Origin of the sequence: Streptomyces sp. NPDC057302, assembly GCF_042667685.1 — a bacterium.
In the GTDB taxonomy this organism is placed as follows: Bacteria; Actinomycetota; Actinomycetes; order Streptomycetales; family Streptomycetaceae; genus Streptomyces.
This window is the reverse complement of the sequence record NZ_JBHUZJ010000072.1, coordinates 17,167-33,756: the sequence shown is the minus strand read 5'-3', so window position 1 is coordinate 33,756 and position 16,590 is coordinate 17,167. Positions and strand designations below refer to the sequence as shown.

18 protein-coding genes are annotated in these 16,590 nt (G+C 70.7%); 5 read left to right on the top strand and 13 right to left on the bottom strand.

Going from position 1 to position 16,590, the window contains the following annotated elements; all coding sequences use genetic code 11:
• Positions 1 to 32: 32 nt before the first annotated feature.
• From ACFUPX_RS34510 to ACFUPX_RS34495, 4 genes are all read right to left on the bottom strand, one after another.
• Positions 33 to 1,553: an alpha-N-arabinofuranosidase gene (locus ACFUPX_RS34510; protein WP_383331878.1), complete on the bottom strand. Its 1,521-nt coding sequence runs from the start codon at positions 1,551 to 1,553 to the stop codon at positions 33 to 35.
• Between the two features lie 74 nt (positions 1,554 to 1,627).
• Complete coding sequence (locus ACFUPX_RS34505) at positions 1,628 to 2,515, bottom strand: carbohydrate ABC transporter permease (RefSeq protein WP_383331876.1); 888 nt, start codon at positions 2,513 to 2,515, stop codon at positions 1,628 to 1,630.
• A 2-nt stretch (positions 2,516 to 2,517) separates the two neighbouring features.
• On the bottom strand, positions 2,518 to 3,426 hold the full coding sequence (locus tag ACFUPX_RS34500) for a carbohydrate ABC transporter permease (protein WP_383331874.1): 909 nt from the start codon (positions 3,424 to 3,426) through the stop codon (positions 2,518 to 2,520).
• 94 nt (positions 3,427 to 3,520) lie between these two features.
• Positions 3,521 to 4,894 (bottom strand): extracellular solute-binding protein, encoded by a 1,374-nt coding sequence (locus ACFUPX_RS34495; RefSeq protein ID WP_383331872.1) that lies wholly within the window; start codon positions 4,892 to 4,894, stop codon positions 3,521 to 3,523.
• Between the two features lie 262 nt (positions 4,895 to 5,156).
• Between ACFUPX_RS34495 and ACFUPX_RS34490 the strand changes: the two genes are divergently transcribed.
• Together ACFUPX_RS34490 and ACFUPX_RS34485 are read left to right on the top strand one after the other, a co-directional pair.
• Positions 5,157 to 6,173 carry a LacI family DNA-binding transcriptional regulator gene (locus tag ACFUPX_RS34490; RefSeq protein WP_383331870.1) on the top strand — a complete coding sequence of 339 codons (1,017 nt, stop codon included), beginning with the start codon at positions 5,157 to 5,159 and terminating at the stop codon, positions 6,171 to 6,173.
• 266 nt (positions 6,174 to 6,439) lie between these two features.
• Positions 6,440 to 7,219 carry an NAD(P)H-dependent oxidoreductase gene (locus ACFUPX_RS34485; protein ID WP_383331868.1) on the top strand — a complete coding sequence of 260 codons (780 nt, stop codon included), beginning with the start codon at positions 6,440 to 6,442 and terminating at the stop codon, positions 7,217 to 7,219.
• Here the strand turns inward: ACFUPX_RS34485 and ACFUPX_RS34480 are convergent.
• Positions 7,199 to 7,513 (bottom strand): hypothetical protein, encoded by a 315-nt coding sequence (locus tag ACFUPX_RS34480; protein ID WP_383331866.1) that lies wholly within the window; start codon positions 7,511 to 7,513, stop codon positions 7,199 to 7,201. The two genes, ACFUPX_RS34485 and ACFUPX_RS34480, sit on opposite strands and share 21 nt — an antisense overlap.
• 73 nt (positions 7,514 to 7,586) lie before the next feature.
• The gene (locus tag ACFUPX_RS34475) at positions 7,587 to 8,210 is read right to left on the bottom strand and encodes a TetR/AcrR family transcriptional regulator (RefSeq protein WP_383331864.1); all 624 of its coding nucleotides are present in this window, start codon (positions 8,208 to 8,210) and stop codon (positions 7,587 to 7,589) included.
• Positions 8,211 to 8,304: 94 nt separating this feature from the next.
• Between ACFUPX_RS34475 and ACFUPX_RS34470 the strand changes: the two genes are divergently transcribed.
• Positions 8,305 to 8,862, top strand: a complete 558-nt coding sequence (locus tag ACFUPX_RS34470) for a GNAT family N-acetyltransferase (RefSeq protein WP_383331863.1) — start codon at positions 8,305 to 8,307, stop codon at positions 8,860 to 8,862.
• Positions 8,863 to 8,898: 36 nt separating this feature from the next.
• Here ACFUPX_RS34470 and ACFUPX_RS34465 read toward each other — a convergent pair whose 3' ends face one another.
• The gene (locus ACFUPX_RS34465) at positions 8,899 to 9,519 is read right to left on the bottom strand and encodes a LysE family translocator (RefSeq protein ID WP_383331861.1); all 621 of its coding nucleotides are present in this window, start codon (positions 9,517 to 9,519) and stop codon (positions 8,899 to 8,901) included.
• Positions 9,520 to 9,630: 111 nt separating this feature from the next.
• On the opposite strand from ACFUPX_RS34465, the gene ACFUPX_RS34460 reads away from it, so the two are divergent.
• Complete coding sequence (locus ACFUPX_RS34460) at positions 9,631 to 10,083, top strand: Lrp/AsnC family transcriptional regulator (RefSeq protein WP_383331859.1); 453 nt, start codon at positions 9,631 to 9,633, stop codon at positions 10,081 to 10,083.
• A gap of 22 nt (positions 10,084 to 10,105) precedes the next feature.
• Here the strand turns inward: ACFUPX_RS34460 and ACFUPX_RS34455 are convergent, their stop codons facing one another.
• The 4 genes from ACFUPX_RS34455 to ACFUPX_RS34440 all read right to left on the bottom strand — a co-directional run bounded on the left by ACFUPX_RS34455 (position 10,106) and on the right by ACFUPX_RS34440 (position 13,592).
• The gene (locus ACFUPX_RS34455) at positions 10,106 to 10,945 is read right to left on the bottom strand and encodes a helix-turn-helix domain-containing protein (RefSeq protein WP_383331857.1); all 840 of its coding nucleotides are present in this window, start codon (positions 10,943 to 10,945) and stop codon (positions 10,106 to 10,108) included.
• A gap of 24 nt (positions 10,946 to 10,969) precedes the next feature.
• The gene (gene dgoD, locus ACFUPX_RS34450; RefSeq protein ID WP_383331855.1) at positions 10,970 to 12,115 is read right to left on the bottom strand and encodes a galactonate dehydratase; all 1,146 of its coding nucleotides are present in this window, start codon (positions 12,113 to 12,115) and stop codon (positions 10,970 to 10,972) included.
• A 50-nt stretch (positions 12,116 to 12,165) separates the two neighbouring features.
• Positions 12,166 to 12,942, bottom strand: coding sequence for an SDR family NAD(P)-dependent oxidoreductase (locus ACFUPX_RS34445; protein WP_383331853.1), 777 nt, complete (start codon positions 12,940 to 12,942; stop codon positions 12,166 to 12,168).
• Between the two features lie 119 nt (positions 12,943 to 13,061).
• Positions 13,062 to 13,592, bottom strand: coding sequence for a GNAT family N-acetyltransferase (locus ACFUPX_RS34440; protein ID WP_383331851.1), 531 nt, complete (start codon positions 13,590 to 13,592; stop codon positions 13,062 to 13,064).
• A gap of 268 nt (positions 13,593 to 13,860) precedes the next feature.
• Here ACFUPX_RS34440 and ACFUPX_RS34435 point away from each other — a divergent pair, with 268 nt between their 5' ends.
• Positions 13,861 to 14,544, top strand: a complete 684-nt coding sequence (locus ACFUPX_RS34435) for a hypothetical protein (protein ID WP_383331849.1) — start codon at positions 13,861 to 13,863, stop codon at positions 14,542 to 14,544.
• On the opposite strand, the gene ACFUPX_RS34430 is transcribed toward ACFUPX_RS34435, so the two are convergent.
• A complete protein-coding gene (locus ACFUPX_RS34430; RefSeq protein ID WP_383331847.1) occupies positions 14,526 to 15,014 on the bottom strand; it encodes an NUDIX hydrolase in 489 nt (162 codons plus the stop codon). The two genes, ACFUPX_RS34435 and ACFUPX_RS34430, sit on opposite strands and share 19 nt — an antisense overlap.
• Positions 15,007 to 16,215, bottom strand: coding sequence for an MFS transporter (locus ACFUPX_RS34425; protein WP_383331846.1), 1,209 nt, complete (start codon positions 16,213 to 16,215; stop codon positions 15,007 to 15,009). Before ACFUPX_RS34425 ends, ACFUPX_RS34430 begins: the two co-directional genes overlap by 8 nt.
• Positions 16,216 to 16,590 lie beyond the last annotated feature (375 nt).

Below are 16,590 nucleotides of genomic sequence, written 5' to 3'. Positions count from 1 at the left end.
GCGTGGACGGGAACAGCGGACTGGGCGTGTCGTCAGCCCTTTAGGGGCGCGAGCCGGATGACGTTCCAGGAGACCGGCGGCAGTTCGGCCGTCAGTACGCCCTCGGCGGTGAGGTGCGTCCCGGGCGCCCGGCGCGGCACCACCCGGTCCGGCTGCGCCTCGGTGTTGACCGCGTCCGGGTCCTGGTCGGCGAGGACCAGGTGTTCCACGACGCGGTAGCCGGCGACGCCCCCGCGCAGCGCGGCCTCCAGGCGCAGCGGCTGCTCCTGGTCACGGTTGACGGCGAGGACGGTGAGCGCGCCGCTCTCCTCGTCGTGCGTCACCACGGTGTCGAGGGCGGACACGTCGCCGTACTGAGGGGTCTCGATGCGGGGCCCGGTGACGTCGGTGCGCAGCACGCGGCCGGTGGCGAACCGGGCGGCCTGGGCGAAGGGATGGAAGATGGTCTGGCGCCAGCTGGCGCCGCCGGGTTCGGTGCGGATGGGTGCGATGACGTTGACCAGCTGGGCGAGGCAGGCGATGGCCACCCGGTCGGCGTTGCGAAGCAGCGTGATGAGCAGCGAGCCGACCACGGCGGCGTCGGTGACGCTGTACGTGTCCTCGATGAGCCGGGGCGTCTCGGCGGTCTCCAGGTTGCGCTCACCGACGAAGCGAGCGGCGTACCAGACGTTCCACTCGTCGAAGGAGAGCTTGATGTGCTTCTTGGCGCCCCGCACCGCCCGGACGTGGTCGGCGGTCGACACGACGTCGCGGATGTACTGGTCCATGTGCGCGCCCGACGCGAGGAAGCTGGCGCGGTCGCCGTCGAACTCCTCGTAGTAGGCGTGCAGGGAGAGGTAGTCGACCTCGTCGTAGGTCTGCTCGAGGACTTCGCGCTCCCAGGTGCCGAAGGTGGGCATCCGCGAGTTGGAGCTGCCGCAGGCGACGAGCTCGATGGACGGGTCGACCTGGCGCATCGCCTTGCCGGCCTCGGCGGCGAGCCTCCCGTACTCGGTGGCCGACTTGTGGCCCGTCTGCCACGGACCGTCCATCTCGTTGCCCAGGCACCACAGCTTCACGCCGTGCGGGTCGCTCACTCCGTGCTTGATGCGCAGGTCCGACCAGGCGGTGCCGCCCGGGTGGTTGCAGTACTCGACCAGGGCGCGGGCGGCGTCGATGCCGCGCGTTCCCAGATTGACGGCCATCATCGGGTCGAGGCCCAACTGACGTGCCCAGCCCAGGAATTCATTGGTTCCGACGTGGTTGGTCTCGATGGAGCGCCACGCCAGGTCGAGTCGGCGCGGGCGCTCGGCGACCGGTCCGACGCCGTCCTCCCAGTGGTAGCCGGAGACGAAGTTCCCGCCGGGGTAGCGCACGAGCCCTGTGCCCAGTTCGCGTACGAGATCGGCGACGTCGCCGCGGAATCCGTCGGCGTCGGCGGTGGGGTGCTCGGGGTCGTGGATGCCGGTGTAGACGCAGCGTCCCATGTGCTCGACGAAGGTTCCGTACAGGCGCGGGTCGACGTCGCCGACGCTGAACTCCGGGTCGATGACGAACCGTGCGGTGTGCGGCATGTTCTGGTGCCTCTCTCTATGGTGCGGTTTCCGGGTCGGCCAGAGGGTGGAGGGGGGCGGGGGCCGGGGGCGGGTTACTTCAGGCCGGTGCCTGCGATGCCCTCGACGATGCGGCGCTGGAACAGCGCGAAGACGGCGAGCAGCGGGATCGCGCCGAGCACGGCGGACGCCATGAGCTGGGCATAGGGGACGCCGAACACGTCCTGGACGGAGGTGAGTCCGACGGGCAGCGTCATCATCTCCGGGTCGGTCACCACGAGCAGGGGCCACAGGAAGTTGTTCCAGACGCCCACGAACACGAAGATCGTGACGGCGGATACGGCAGGACGGGAGATCGGCATCACGATCTGCCAGTAGATGCGCAGCCAGCCCGCGCCGTCCGCGCGGGCCGCGTCGATCAGCTCCCGCGGGATCCCGTCGAAGAACTGCTTGAAGACGAACACGGCGACCACGTTGGGCACTTGGGGCAGGACGACGCCCCAGTAGGTGTTGAGGAGCCCCGCCGACTGGAGGGCGAGGAACTGAGGGATCATCAGGACCTGCCCCGGGATCATGATCCCGGCGAGCAGCATCACGAACGCGGCCCGGCGCAGCCTGAAGCGGGTCTGCGACAGGGCGAAGGCGGCCAGGGACGCCATGATCACGGTGAGGACCGTGGTGAGGATCGACGTGATGAAGCTGTTGGCGTACCAGTAGGGCAGCTTGCCCGCGTCGAAGATCTCCCCGTACGCGTCCAGGGTCGGGTGGGCGGTGAACCAACCCGTGGGGTTGGTGACGACCTCCTGTGCGGGACGCACCGACGTGGCGAGCGCCCAGGCCAGCGGGACGATCCACAGCAGCGCGAGGGCGATGAGCGTACCGAGCGCCACCCGGTTGAAGAGGCGCTCCGAGTCACGGCCGCGCACCGGCGGGGCGCTGGTGCCGCGCTGTTCGGTCTCGGGGCGCGTGGCGATGGCGGTCATGGTCAGTTCTCCTTCTCGGCACGGCGTACGAGGGCGAACCAGACGAGGGAGACGATCAGGATCACCAGGAACAGCAGCAGTGACACGGTCGAGGCGTAGCCCACGCGGCCCTCGACAAACCCGGTGTCGTAGATGAGCTGGAGGGAAGGGCGGGTGCTGCCGTCGGGGCCGCCATTGGTCATCATGTAGATCTGGTCGAAGACCTTCAGCGAGGCGATGACCTGCAACACCGTCACCAGCGTCGTCGTACGGCCGAGCATCGGCACGACCACGTGACGGATGCGCTGCCAGGGCCCGGCCCCGTCGATGGCGGCCGCCTCGTGGACCTCGCGCGGCACGTCCTGCAGACCGGCCAGGTAGAGCACGAAGTTGAAGCCGATCGTCCACCAGACCGTGGCCGCCGCGATGGAGATCATCGCCCAGTCCGGGTCGCCGAGCCAGGACGGCGGGGTGTCGACGCCGAACCACTGCACCACCTCCTGGGCCAGGCCCAGTTGGTCGGCGTAGATGAACATGAAGAGCAGCGAGACGACGGCGGAGGGCAGTACGAACGGCGCGAAGAACGCGAACCGGAAGAACCAGCGGCCGCGCACGAACCGGTCGGCGAGCAGCGCAAGGGCCAGGCTGAGCAGCACCAGCGGCACGGTCGTCAGGACGGTGAACCACAGGGTGTTGCGCAGGGTCCGCCAGAACTCCGCGTCGCCGAGCACCGCCGTGTAGTTCGACAGGCCCGCGAAGTCTCCGAGGCCGCTCTTGAGCAGGCTCGTCTCGTAGAATCCGGCGACCACGGTGTAGATGAGCGGCCCCACCAGGAACACCAGGTAGAAGAGGGCGAAGGGCAGCAGCATCCCCGGTCCTGCCCAGCGGTCGCCTCTGCTGGACGTCGGGGAGGGAGCGGTTGTCGTGGCCACGGTTCGGCCTTTCGGTCAAGGCGTACGGGATCCAAGGGCGAGGGGGGAACAGCGGGTGCCGACACAAGAGGGCGGGGGGCCGGGTCGGGACGGGTCACAGGGGAGCGGGGCGCGCCGCCAGGGTGCGCAGGTCGCGGCGTATGCGCGCGGCGCCCGCCGTGGGGCTGGTGTCACCGGTGAACACGGAGGTCACCGCGTCGCCCACCACGTTCTGCATGGTGCTGCCCGCCCCGCCGTACCAGGCGGCCGGGTCGTAGACCGCTCCGTCGGCGGCCGTGGCGTAGTGCGACTGCGGCACCATTTCCTTGTACGCGCGCGATCGCTGCGTCGGCAGCCACGCGGGCACATGACCGCCCTCCGCCCACAGCTTGCTGGAGTGCAGCATCGAGGCGATGAACCCCAGGGAGAGATCGAGGCGTTGGGCCGTCGCGTCGGGAGCCTTCGGCAGCACCAGGGCATGTGAGTCGGCGGCGCAGGCGTAGGGAGCGTCCTTGAAGATGCGCGGCAGGGGCCTCATGTCGAACTTGACCTTCGCCGACTGGACCGCGAGAGCCTGCCAGACGCCGTCCATCAGGAATCCGGCCTTGCCGGTGGTCAGCAGCGTGATGGCGCCCTTCCCGTCGGTGTTCGCCGGGATCACCTTCTCCTGGCTGAGGCGGCGGATGTACCCGAGCGCCTCGGCCGCGGCGGCGGTGTCGACGACCACGCGCTTGCCCTGGTCGGCTACGAGATCCCGGCCGCCGACCTGCCGGTACAGCGACCAGAAGAGACGGAACTGCATCGAGGCCTCCTTCACCGAGGCGATCGAACCGCCCCAGGCTCCGGTCACCTCCTTCGCCGCACGCAGCGCGTCGATGAAGGCGTCGGGCCCGTCCACGTCCGCCAACTCGCCCTGACCGTCGAGCAGTCCGGCCTTCTCGGCGATGTCCGTGCGGAAGAAGAGCACGAAGGGGTGGGTGTCGAGCGGTACGGCGTGCGGCTCCCCGCCGAACTGGGATTTCCGCCAGGGCCGCGCGTCGAACTTGTCCTCGGTCAGGCCGTGCCGGGCCAGGTCCTCGGTGTGCAGCGCGGTCAGCAGGCCGGCCTCGGCGAGCGTGGGCAACTTCGACAGATGGACCACCGCGACCTGCGGCGGCCGGTCGCCGAGCGTGGAGAGAGTGAGCTTCGTGTAGTACGGATTGCCCCACAGGAACGTCGCCGATTTCAGTTCGGTCGAGCGGTGAGCGGCCCGGTAGGCGTCCTGCATGGCCAGCATCCGCTCGCCGTCACCGCCGGTGAACGGGTTCCAGAAGTTGAGGCGCGACGGCGAGGGCGCGCCGCCGGTGAAGCCCTGCGCGAGGGTGCTGCCACAGCCTCCGACGGTGAGCGCGGCGGCGCCGGCCGCACCGACCGCGAGGCCTCCGCGCAGCACACGGCGGCGGGACGGGGCGGGCGGCGACGGGGTCGGTATGCGGTCCCGCATGGGCATGCGTCCTCCACGGCGGACAAGGCGAGCAAGGCGAAAGGGCAGGCACTGAGTACAACGTTGGAATACGCAGCGAAGGCAACCGCACCTCGTGGCCACCCGCTGCGTTTACAACGTTGTACTCAGCTGGCAATACGGCGTCAACACCTAGGCGCGCATTACCTGTTCACGCACTCGACCAACCCGCATGGAATCCACCCGGACTCCCCCCGTTACAACGTTGGACCATGACGTACGCTGCTGCTGTCGGGGGAGGGAGAACACCGTGGCAGGCACCCGCCTGAAGGACGTCGCGGAGCGCGCCGGGGTATCGATCAAGACGGTGTCCAACGTCGTCCGTGGCGAAGCCGGAGTCGCCGACCGGACACGCGAACGCGTCCTGCGCGCCATCACGGACCTCGACTATCAACCCAACGCCTCGGCACGCCACTTGCGCACCGGACGCAGCGGCATCATCGCGCTCGCCGTCCCCGAACTCGTCGCGCCGTACTTCGCCGAGCTGGCCGCGCAGGTCATCGCCGCCGCGAAGAAGCGCGGCTGCACCGTGCTCATCGAGGACACCGGCGGCAGCGCGGACGAGGAGCTGCGCATCGCCTGCGGACTCAGCGACCCGCTCATCGACGGAGTCCTGCTCAGCCCGCTCCGCCTCGACGAGCAGGCCCTCGCCGCCCGCGACCGCCGCGTACCGCTCGTGCTCCTGGGCGAGCGGTCGTACGAGATCCCTGCCGACCACGTCCTGATCGACAACTCGGCGGCGGCACGCGAGGCCACCGACCACCTCCTCTCCCTCGGCCGCCGCCGCGTCGCCGTCATCGGACAGCCCTCGGGGCCCGCCCACGCGACGACGGTCCAGCGCATGCACGGCTACCTGACGGCCCTGCACGCGGCGGGCGTCCCGCACGACCCCCGGCTGGCCCCCGACACCCGTGCGTTCACCCGCGCCGAGGGGGCGAGCGCGATGCGCGCGCTCCTGACGCTCGACGACCCGCCGGACGCCGTCTTCTGCTTCAACGACCTGCTGGCATCCGGCGCGTTGCGGGTCGCGCACGAGCGCGGCCTGCGCGTCCCGGACGACCTGGCCGTGGCCGGCTTCGACGACGTGGAGGAGTCCCGCTACAGCGTGCCGAGCCTGACCACCGTCGCCCCCGACAAGCGGGGCATCGCGGAACTGGCCGTGGACGCGCTGCTGCGCAGGATCGACGCGGGGGCGATGGCCCCGCACACGCGGCTCACCGCCGGTTACGAGCTGGTGGTGCGGGAGAGCACGCGGGCGACCGGCTGAACGGGCCGGGCCTCCCGTCCGCCTCCCGCCTCCTGCCTCCCGCCTCCCGCCTCCCGCCTCCCACCAACCCTCACCCTGACCCTCACGTTGAGGGTGAGACGCCACTCGATGCGCCCAGCGAGAACGCGGGAGCACGAACGCGGGAGCACGAACGCGGGAAACACCCTGCACCGCCACCGCCACCGCCACCACCGTGGCCAGATCCTTGCACTCCCTGGCCATCTGGCCACTCGTTCCCCGCCGGGCCACGGCGCAGGATCGATGGCATGAAGATTCTCTGGGTGTTCGCCCATCCCGAACCGCAATCCCTCAACGGCTCCTTGCGTGACGACGGCATACAGGAGCTGCGCGGCCTCGGACACGAGGTCCGCGAGTCCGATCTCTACGCCATGGACTGGAAGCCCGTGGTGGACTCCGGCGACTTCCACCGCGAGTCGGTCGAGCGGCTCATGGTCGGCGCCGAGCAGGAGCACGCCTACAGCGCGGCCAAGCTGAGCGACGACATCACCGCCGAGCAGGAGAAGATCGCCTGGGCCGACGCGGTGGTCTTCCAGTTCCCGCTCTGGTGGTTCGGGCCGCCCGCCATCCTCAAGGGGTGGTTCGACCGGGTCCTCGTGCAGGGCTTCGCCTTCGGCCTCCAGGACCCCTCGGGGCGGACCCTGCGCTACGGGGACGGCGGCCTCGCGGGCAAGCGCGCCATGGTCATCACCACGGTCGGCGCGCGGGAGTCGGGCTTCGGGCCGCGCGGGATCCACGGCCAGCTCGACGAGGTGCTGTTCCCGCTGTTGCACGGCACCTTCTGGTACACGGGGATGGACGCGCTCCCGCCGTACGTCGTCTACGGCGCGGACCGCCTGGACCCCGCCGGCTACCGCGCCCGCGCGGCCGAACTGCGCGAGCGCCTGCGCACGCTGCCGGTCACCGAGCCGCTCGCCTACCGCCACGAACACCGCGGCGACTACGACGACGCGCTCGTCCTGCAACCGGAGATCGAGCCGGACCTCACCGGCGTGGCGGCACACCGGTCACGGCCCCCGAGGCACTGACCCCCCAGCGTCGTCACCGGCGCGGGAACGCCGCCGTTCCACCAGTTCGGTGGCCGCGCCGCCGGGGAGCGGTCGCTTGAGCAGGGTGAGCTCCTCGGTGCCGGTGACGGCGACCCAGTTGGTGACCGCGACGGCGCCGAGACTGACGGGCAGGTGGTCACCTGGGCGTGAGTGAGCGAGTTCGTCAGACCCGCCGTGGCAAGACCGGGGGCCGAGCATCATGCCCAGCGTCGAGAGGACCGCCGCCACCAGGAGGAGCACATGGTCCGGCCCACCGGCGACCGCGGCCGGCACGGCGAAGATGAGCGCGCGAGCACGACTGGCTCCAGGGGCACACGTGGGCACCGGGCCTGCTTCGGCCCGCGCGTCACTCCCCCGCCGCGCCCTCGCCGCTCAGCCGCGCCAAGTACTCGTCGACCAGCGCGATCTGCCGCTCGGCGGGGAACTCACCGGGGGCGAACAGCGCCTGGACCACCAGGCCCAGCACAAAGCTCTGGGCCGCCGCGGCGGTGTCCTCGGTCCGTGGGCCGGGCGGCAGTTCGCCGAGCCGCTCGGCTTCCGCGATGTGCCGGGCCATCCGCTCGCGGGCCCGGCGGTAGCGCTCGGCATGCTCCTTCGCCAGCTCCGGGTCGGCGAGCGCCACGTCCCAGGAGGCCACCCAGATCCGGTTGCTCGCCGCGCTCTGCGCGTCCAGCGGCAGGATGTCGAGCAGCGTCGCCCGCAGCATGACGAGCCCCGAAGCCCCATCGGCCCGCTCCGCCGCCGGGCGCGGACGGTCGGCCGAGCGGCGGTCGAGCACCTCAAGGGCGTGTTGCAGCAGGGCGCGTTTACTGGGGAAGTAGTGCGTGAGCAGGCCGGTGGTGGCGCCCATCTCCGCGGCGACCGCGCGCAGGGTCAGACCGCCGAAGCCGTGGGCTGCCAGGACGCGCCACACGGCCTGGGAGACCTCGGTCCTGCGGGCGTCATGGTCTGTACGGGCTGGCGGCGTCATAGCCGTTAGAGTACATACCCAACGTTCGTTACGTACCTGGTGCGCGGCGCCCGCCACCGCGCTCGCCCAGCCGGACAACCGCATAGGAACAGCCATGTACGCCATACAGCTGACCGAGAATGCCGAGCTCCGCACACTGGAGCCCTGGCAGGACGCCGAGTTCCTGGCCCACATCGACCGCGCCCGCGCCAACACCGACCCCTGGATCCCCTGGGCCTCCCGCTCCACCGATCTGGAGTCCGCCCGCACCACCCTCCAGAACTACGCGAACAAGCAGGCGGCCGACGCCGGGCGGATCTACGGGATCTGGCAGGACGGCGTCCTGCTCGGTGGCGTGATGTTCGTGCACTTCGACGCGGAGGCCGGCACCTGCGAGATCGGCGTCTGGGCCGAACCCGCGGGCGAGGGGCAGGGTCTGATCAGCGCCTCGGTCCGGCACTTGATCGCGTACGCCTTCGGCGAGCGCGGCATGCACCGCATCGAGTGGTGGAACAGCGCGGGGAACACCCGCAGCCGTGCCGTCGCCCAGCGCATGGGCATGCACCTGGACGGCACCCTGCGCGAGCAGTCCCTGTACAAGGGGGTCCGCCACGACATGGAGATCTGGTCCCTGCTCGCGCACGAGTGGAGCCGCGAGCCGAAGCCCGCGTGACGCACCCCGGAGCCTCGCGTCCGCTCCAGGAGCGCCTCAGGCCGCGAGGCGCTCCGCGAGCAGCAGTACGCCGATCACGATCATGGCGGCGCCCGAGACGCGGGTGACCATGCGCGCTGCCGCGGGACGTGCCCGCAAAATGGTGCGGGCCAGTACGCCCACGGACAGATAGATCGCGGCGCAGCTGAGCGTGTGGACCAGGCCGAGCGTGCCGATCTGGGCCGCCAGCGGCCAGCTGCCGTGCGGGGCGGTGAACTGCGGCAGCAGGGCGAGGAAGAGCAGCAGCGCCTTCGGGTTGAGGCCGCTGATCCCCACTCCCTTGAGGACCCGCGCCCCCGCCGCCCCGCTCTCCGCGTCCTGCGCCGCGGTTCCGGCGACGGCGGGCCTGGCCAGCGTCGTGGCGCCGAGCCACACCAGGTAGAGGGCCCCGAGGACGGTCAGGGCGGTGAGGACGGACGGCGTGCGCGCCACGATCGCCGCCACCCCGGCGGCCACCACGGCGGTCAGCGCGACGTAACCGAGCAGGAGGCCGCTGACGGCCGGCACCACGGACCGGTCGCGGAGCCCGGCGTTGATCGCATAGGCCCAGTCCGCCCCCGGCACGAGGATGAGCAGGACTGAGACCGCCCAGAAGGCGGTGATGGAGCTGACTGCCACGACGTACTTCTCCCTCTCAAACAGGTTCTGAGTAGGAGATTAGTTCTGATACGCCCAAAGGTGTTTCCAAGTATTGCCAGTGAGGGCGCCCACGGTGGCAGGATCTCCCTCATGGATGATGTGGACCGGAAGATTCTTGCGGAGCTCCAGGACGACGGCCGTCTGACGGTCACGGAACTGGCGGCCCGCGTGCGGCTCAGCCTCTCGCCCTGCCACCGTCGGCTGCGCGAGCTCGAACGCAGCGGGGCCATCCGCGGCTACCGCGCGATCCTGGACGCGCGCGCCGTGGGCCTGAGCTTCGAGGCGCTGGTCTTCGTCACCATGCGCCAGGAGGACCGCGACACCGTCTCCGCCTTCGAGCACGCGCTCACCGAGATCCCCGAGATCCTTCAGGCCGAGCGGCTGTTCGGGGATCCCGACTATCTCGTACGCATCGTCAGCAAGGACCTGCCCGCCTTCCAGCGGCTCTACGACGACAAGCTCGCCACGCTGCCGGGCGTGCAGCGCCTGAGTTCCACGCTCGTCATGAAGCACGTGGTGAACGAGCGCGCCCTGCCCCTGTGAACCAGCACCAGTGGATCGGTCGCTACGACGGACCCAGCGCGCCCGGCGTGCAGCCGGCGAAGGCCCGCACGTCGCGGTGCAGATGGGACTGGTCGACGTAACCGCAGGCCACGGCGACGTCGGCGGCGCCCCGGCCCGCCGACAGGCCCCGGACGGCGCGGTCGAACCGTACGAGCATCGCGGCGCGCTTGGGCGTCAGGCCGACCTGGGCGGTGAACCTCGACCACAGCCGCTTGCGGCTCCACCCGCACGACATCGCCAGGTCAGCGACCCGCACCTGACCCCGGCGGGAGACGATGTGCTCCCAGCTGGCGACGACCTCCGGATCCATCGGCCGCGCCGACGCGTGGCGGCGCGCCAGGAACTCGTCCAGCAGCGCGAAGCGGTCTTCCCACCCCCTGGCACAGGTCAACTGCTCGCGGAGCCGCAGCTCATGGCGCCACAGCTCGTCGAGGCCGACGACGATGCCGTCCAGATCGGCGAGCGAGACGCCGAGCAGCGAGTAGGCGCTCACCGGGGACATGCGTACCTCCACGCAGTCCACATGGTCCCCGCGGACACGCGTCTCCCCCGGCGAAAGCCCGGCGGCAAGGCTTCTCAACTCCCGGCTGCCGCTGGTGTGGTCGACCGCCAGGGCGCGGTCGCCCAGTTCGATGACGACGGTCACGATCGGCTGCGGGATGACCCGCATGTCCAGCCCGGCCGCCGCCCGGTCGCGGAACCCGGCCACCTCCACGCCGGCGAACGGCGGCGGGCGGCGCGGACAGGCGACCTCCCACCCGCGCAGGCGGTCACTCTCGTACGCCTCACGCGTCTCGCCTATCTCACGCGTCTCGTATAACTCGTTCAGGACCGGGTCCACGTCGTCCAAGTTACCGGCCCGCCCTCACCACTCGGCGAACGAACCGTCCTCGTGCCGCCACACCGGGTTGTGCCAGTCCGCCTGGCTGTCGTCGGCAGCACGCACCGCCTTCTCGTCGATCTCGATGCCGAGCCCCGGGCCGGTCGGGCGCAGCAGATGGCCCTGGTGGAAGCGGAACACTTCGGTGTCGGCGAGGTAGGACAGGACGTCGGCGCCGGTGTTGTAGTGGATGCCGATCGACTGTTCCTGGATCAGGAAGTTAGGAACGCTGACGGCGATCTGGAGGCTGGCGGCCAGCGAGACGGGCCCCAAGGGGCAGTGCGGGGCGATGAGGGCGTCGAAGGTCTCCGCCAGCGAGGCGATGCGGCGGACCTCGGAGATGCCGCCCGCGTGGGACAGGTCGGGTTGCAGGACCGCGATACCGGCCTGAAGGGCGGGCAGCACGTCCTGCCGCGAGAAGAGGCGCTCGCCGGTGGCGATCGGCACGGACGATGAGGCGACCAGGGCGGGCAGCAGGTGGCCGTACTCCGGCAGGATCGGTTCCTCGACGAACATCGGGGCGAGCGGCGCCAGGTGGGGCAGCAGCCGACGGGCGTTCGCCGCGTGGAAGCGGCCGTGGAAGTCCAGCGCGAAGTCCCTCTCCGGGCCGAGGACTTCGCGGGCCGCGGTGGCGCGGCCGACGATCTCGTCGACGTCCGCGACGGTGGCGAGGCGGTTCATACGGCCGCTCGCGTTCATCTTGACCGCGGTGAAGCCCGCCTCGACCTGGGCGGTCACCTGCTCGGTGATGTGGGCGGGCGTGTCACCGCCCACCCAGCTGTAGGCACGTACCCGCTCGCGGACCGGACCGCCGAGGAGCACGTGCACCGGTACGCCGAGCCGCTTGCCCGCGATGTCCCACAGCGCCTGGTCGAGCCCGGCCACCGCGCTGGAGAAGACCGGGCCGCCCCGGTAGAAGGACCCTTTCGTCATCACCTGCCAGTGGTCCTCGATGGCCGAGGGGTCCTTGCCGATGAGCAGTTCGGCGAGCTCACCGACGGCCGCACGGACCGTGGCCGCGCGGCCCTCGACCACCGGCTCGCCCCAGCCGACCACGCCCTCGTCGGTCTCGACGCGGCACAGCAGCCAGCGGGGCGGCACCGAGAACGTCTCGATACGGGTGATCTTCATCAGGTGAACCTCCGTGAGCGGTACGGCTGTTGGCGCTCTTCCTGGTCCTGCTAGGCGGACGTCTTGTACACGCTCCAGCCGCCGTCCACCACGAGACTGGCCCCGGTGACGAAGGACGCATCGTCGCTCAGCAGGAACGCCGCGGTCGCCGCGACCTCCTGCGGGCGGCCGAGGCGGGCCGCGGGAGTCTGCTCGATGGTGCGTGCCCGGTCGGCTTCGCCGATCTTGTCCCAGGCCCGGGTCAGGATGGGCCCCGGCAGAAGGGCGTTGACCCGTACGACGGGTGCGTACTCCACCGCCAGCTGGCGCGCCAAGCCGGTCAGGCCCGCCTTCGCCGCCGCGTAGGCGGGGCGTCCGGGCAGGCCCATGACCGCGTGCACGGACGAGACGAGGACCACCGCGCCCCGGGTGGCACGCAGGTCGTCGAGGCAGGCCCGTACGCCGAGGAAGGAGCCGGTCAGCATGACCGACAACTGCCGGTTCCAGTCCTCCGGTTCGATGACGTCGGCCGCGCCGCCGCGCACCGTGTAGGCGTTGCTCACCAGGCCGGTCACCGGGCCGAAGCGGGCGCGGGCGACCGCCACCGCCCGCGCCCACGATTCTTCCTCGGCCACGTCACACGCCTCGAAGGCCGCACGCCCGCCATCCTTGCGGATGGCGTGTGCGGTGCGCTCACCTTCCTCGGCATCCACGTCGGCGATGACCACCCCGGCCCCTTCGGCGGCGACCCGCCGGGCCGTCGCCGCACCGATCCCCTGGGCTCCCCCGCTCACCACCACACATCGGTCGACGAACCGCTGGGACGAACCCGATGACGCAGCACTCACAGGCAACTCCCGCCTCTCGCACCGGTACACGTGGCACAGATGCCACCCACGTCACACAGGGCAGCATCCGACTCTCCTCAGCCATTAACCACCACCGGGCCTACTGCCGCCAACACCCCCTACCTGTCTGCAAGGTCGATGGTGAAGGCCACGCGGTCGAGCCCGGGCCCGTCGTAGTCCGGCTTCACGGTCGAGACCGTGAAGCCGAGCCGGGTGTGGAAGGCCTGTGACGCGGTGTTCTGCGGGCTGGTGATGCAGTGCACGTACCGGCGCCCGTGCGAACGGGCGAGGGTGAAGAAGGCCTGGTACAGGGATCGCCCGATGCCCTGCCCGTGCAGTTGTGGATCGACGCCGACGAAGTGCACGTAGGCGGTGTCGGGCTCGGTCTGTGACAGGAACCCGACCAGGAAGGCCGCGACCTGTCCCTCGTCGCGTTCGATCCCGTCGCGCTCGATCCCGTCGCGCTCGATCAGAAAGCTGGTGGTGGTGAAGTGCTGGAAGTACAGCCTGGGCAGGAGCAGCGCACGCTCTTGCGCCCCTGCCCGCCCCTTCAGCCCGCCCCACCACGTGTCCAGGGCCGGGAGCACCCGCGGATGGTCCTCCTCGACGGGATGCCGTGCCGTGAGTCCTCCAGGAAGGTCTTCGATCATCGGCCCAGTCTTTCATCGGCGCCCGGCAACCGGCGCGCGGATTTCCGCTGTCGGCTAGGTTGGCGCGGCCGATGATCGCTCGGCTTCTTTGGGGGACTCGATGAACGGACCACGAGTGGTTCCGACGCTGGTGGCGGCCTTGATGATGTTCACCGCGCTCACGGGCTGCGGAAACGACACGAGCAGGACGAGGGAGGGTAAAGCGTCCCCGGCCACGTCCCCACGCCCCGCGCCTTCTCGTACGCAGCCGAACCCCACCCCCGAAATCGTGGCACCCACCGGCCCGGTGACCGCGCCCGGCCGCGACACCGTTGCACAGCCCCAACGGGTCTTCACCGAGACGGAGTTGGAGAAGACACTCCTGCCCGACTCCACGTTCGGCCGGCGTCTGAAGCGCGGCGATGAGTTCACGACGCCGTTCGAAAGCACCCACGATCAGCGGAGGGAGCACTGGCGTTACTGCCTGCGCGGGGACGAGGACCCGGCCTGGCTGGGTCCGGCCACCCACCGAGGCACGGTGTCAGTGGCCCACACCCTGCGCGTGATCGGCAACGAGGGCGAAGCGGTGGCCGTACAGCAACTCGTGTCGCTGCCCGTGGCCTCGGCCCGCGACCACCTCCGCGTCGAACAGGACATCATGCGGCACTGTCCGTCCTTCACCTCCGACATGGAGGCGGGCACGGCCGGTGAGGACTACTCCGTGGAGCCACTGGAGGGGCTCGGCGACGAGGCGTTCCTGGAGATCCATGAAACTGAGTACGAGGGCAGCGTCCGCACCGAGTACACCGCTCACGTCCGCGTCGGCGGTGTACTCGTCTCCGTCGCGGGCGTCGGCGGCATCGCGGACCGCGACGACACCGTCCGGTGGACCGCGCATCTCGCCCGGGGGGTGGGCAGCACCTTGTACGGCGCGGGCGCGGGCGCAGGCGCGGGTCAGGACAGGGCGCGGTAGCGGTCGAACGCCTCACGCGCATCCGGGACGAACGCCTCATGACGCACCAGGTCGGCCAACTCCTCCTCCGTCAACCAGTCGTGCCAGGCGATCTCCGCCGCGTCAGGTCGCACCGGCTCCTCCACGACCACCTTGTGCAGGCCGAGCCAGTAGGGACTGATCGCTCCCGCGCAGCGGAACTTGAACACGAACCGCGGGCGGCCCTGGACGCCGAGTTCTTCCGACAACTCCCGCGCGGCGGCATCCTCGTACGACTCACCCACCTCGGTGGCTCCGCCGAGCAGCCAGTTGTACGGCCCCGGAAAGCGCGACACGTCATCGGGGCGGCGGTGGACGAGGATCCGACCGGCCGTGTCACGGCACAGGATGGTCGCCACGCGGTGCAGCCATCCGTTCCGTATCGCAGCGGCCCGGTCGACGACGTCCAGTACTTCGTCCTGCTCGTCGACGCGTTCAACCAACTCACTCATGACGCACACCATGCCGCACACCATGACGTACACGAGCCATGGCCAGAACTGCCATCGCCGAAGTGGCCGCCGCGGCGAGCGCGAAGCCTCCGATCGCGCCGTACGCGTCCACCGCGTGTCCGGACATCGCCGCCGCACCGGCCGCCCCCGCGGAGCTCGCCGAGTTCAGCCAGGTGAACGCCTGGGTGAGGGCGGCCCGGTGTACGGATGCCGTGGCGAGCACCGAGGAGAGCACCAGGATCGGGGGGATCGCCAGGCCCGTGACGGCGAGCGCGAGCCCCATCCCCGGCAAGGAGTCGGCAACGAGCAGCGGCAGGCAACTGAGGGCCAACCCAGTTGATGCGAACGCCAGTTGACCATGGGGCGAGCCGCGCCACCGGCGCAGACCGTAGAGCCAGCCGGCCAGCAGGCTCGCGCAGTTCGACACCGCGTAGAGCGGCGCGGCCGTATCCGCCGTGCCATGCTCCATCGCGAAGGCGGTCACCGACACCTGCATGGCGCCGAAGTACAGGCCCAAGGTGAGGTTGACACCGACCTGCGCCGCGAAATCCGGCCGCAGCAGCGAGCGGCCCGATCGCTTGCGCTCGGCGGCACCGGCGGTCACCGGCGCGGTGCGGTGCTGCGCGGCGAAGGCCAGGCCTCCGCCCACCACCAAGGCCGTGGCCAGCACCATGCCGTGTGCCGGATCGCTGCTCGCCCCGACCGCGGTGACGAGCGCGGGCCCGGCCAAGTAGCAGAGCCCGTTGCTGAGCGATTCCAGGGCGAAGCCGGTGGGTAGCTCGGCGGCCCGCTCGCCTCGCAGCAGCGCCGACCAGCGGGCGGACGACAGCGCGCCGAGCTGCGGGATCGTGGCGCCCACCAGCGCTCCGGCCCCCACCATCAGCCAGTTCGGACTTCCGCTCTCGACCAGGGAGAGCAGCGAAACCACCGCGGTGGTGTGCGCGAGGAGGACAGGTGGCAGTACGCGGGTCTGCCCGAAGCGGTCGATCAGTCGGGCGAGTTGCGGCCCGACCAAGGCCTCGGCGACGGCGAAACCGCCGGTCACCAGGCCGGCCACGGCGTAGGAGTCAGTCCGGCCGTGTACGAGCCAGATGATGCCGAGGCTGGTCATGGCGATGCCGACGCGGCCGACGGTGGCGGTGAGGAAGAAGGCTGCGGCACCGGGGGTGCGGAGCAGGGTGCGGTAGGTCGCCGACGACACGGCGCGTCCCTTTCGCTGCCCGGCGGGGCGGACCACCCGGGGTCGTCGGCGTCCTGATGTGCCGACCCGTGGTCATCGCCTGGAACCGTCCAGTGCTGGCGTGGAGCAGGGACGCGCACCCCACGCCGACTCCGTCACCGAGCAGAGGTCTCTCAAGTGGTCTCGGGTGTACAAGCGTGCCGAGCCTAGGCTCTGCGGATGGACCACGTCCAGGCCACGTCGGTACACACCAGGACGCCGGTGCACACCGGCAGCGGATCGCCCGCGGGCCGCAGCATCGGCCCGCCCCGAAGCCTCACGCACACGTGAACGTACACACACACGGGCACGCGCACGCGCACGGGCGCACGCGTCAGGCGAAACCCCGTCCTCTCG

Bases quoted from the DNA above. Each gene is read 5' to 3' on its own strand.
- ACFUPX_RS34505 (WP_383331876.1), bottom strand. From the start codon at position 2,515: ATGACCGCCATCGCCACGCGCCCCGAGACCGAACAGCGCGGCACCAGC.
- ACFUPX_RS34510 (WP_383331878.1), bottom strand. From the start codon at position 1,553: ATGCCGCACACCGCACGGTTCGTCATCGACCCGGAGTTCAGCGTCGGC.
- ACFUPX_RS34495 (WP_383331872.1), bottom strand. From the start codon at position 4,894: ATGCCCATGCGGGACCGCATACCGACCCCGTCGCCGCCCGCCCCGTCC.
- ACFUPX_RS34460 (WP_383331859.1), top strand. From the start codon at position 9,631: ATGGATGATGTGGACCGGAAGATTCTTGCGGAGCTCCAGGACGACGGC.
- ACFUPX_RS34475 (WP_383331864.1), bottom strand. From the start codon at position 8,210: ATGACGCCGCCAGCCCGTACAGACCATGACGCCCGCAGGACCGAGGTC.
- ACFUPX_RS34440 (WP_383331851.1), bottom strand. From the start codon at position 13,592: ATGATCGAAGACCTTCCTGGAGGACTCACGGCACGGCATCCCGTCGAG.
- ACFUPX_RS34470 (WP_383331863.1), top strand. From the start codon at position 8,305: ATGTACGCCATACAGCTGACCGAGAATGCCGAGCTCCGCACACTGGAG.
- ACFUPX_RS34485 (WP_383331868.1), top strand. From the start codon at position 6,440: ATGAAGATTCTCTGGGTGTTCGCCCATCCCGAACCGCAATCCCTCAAC.
- dgoD (WP_383331855.1), bottom strand. From the start codon at position 12,115: ATGAAGATCACCCGTATCGAGACGTTCTCGGTGCCGCCCCGCTGGCTG.
- ACFUPX_RS34430 (WP_383331847.1), bottom strand. From the start codon at position 15,014: ATGAGTGAGTTGGTTGAACGCGTCGACGAGCAGGACGAAGTACTGGAC.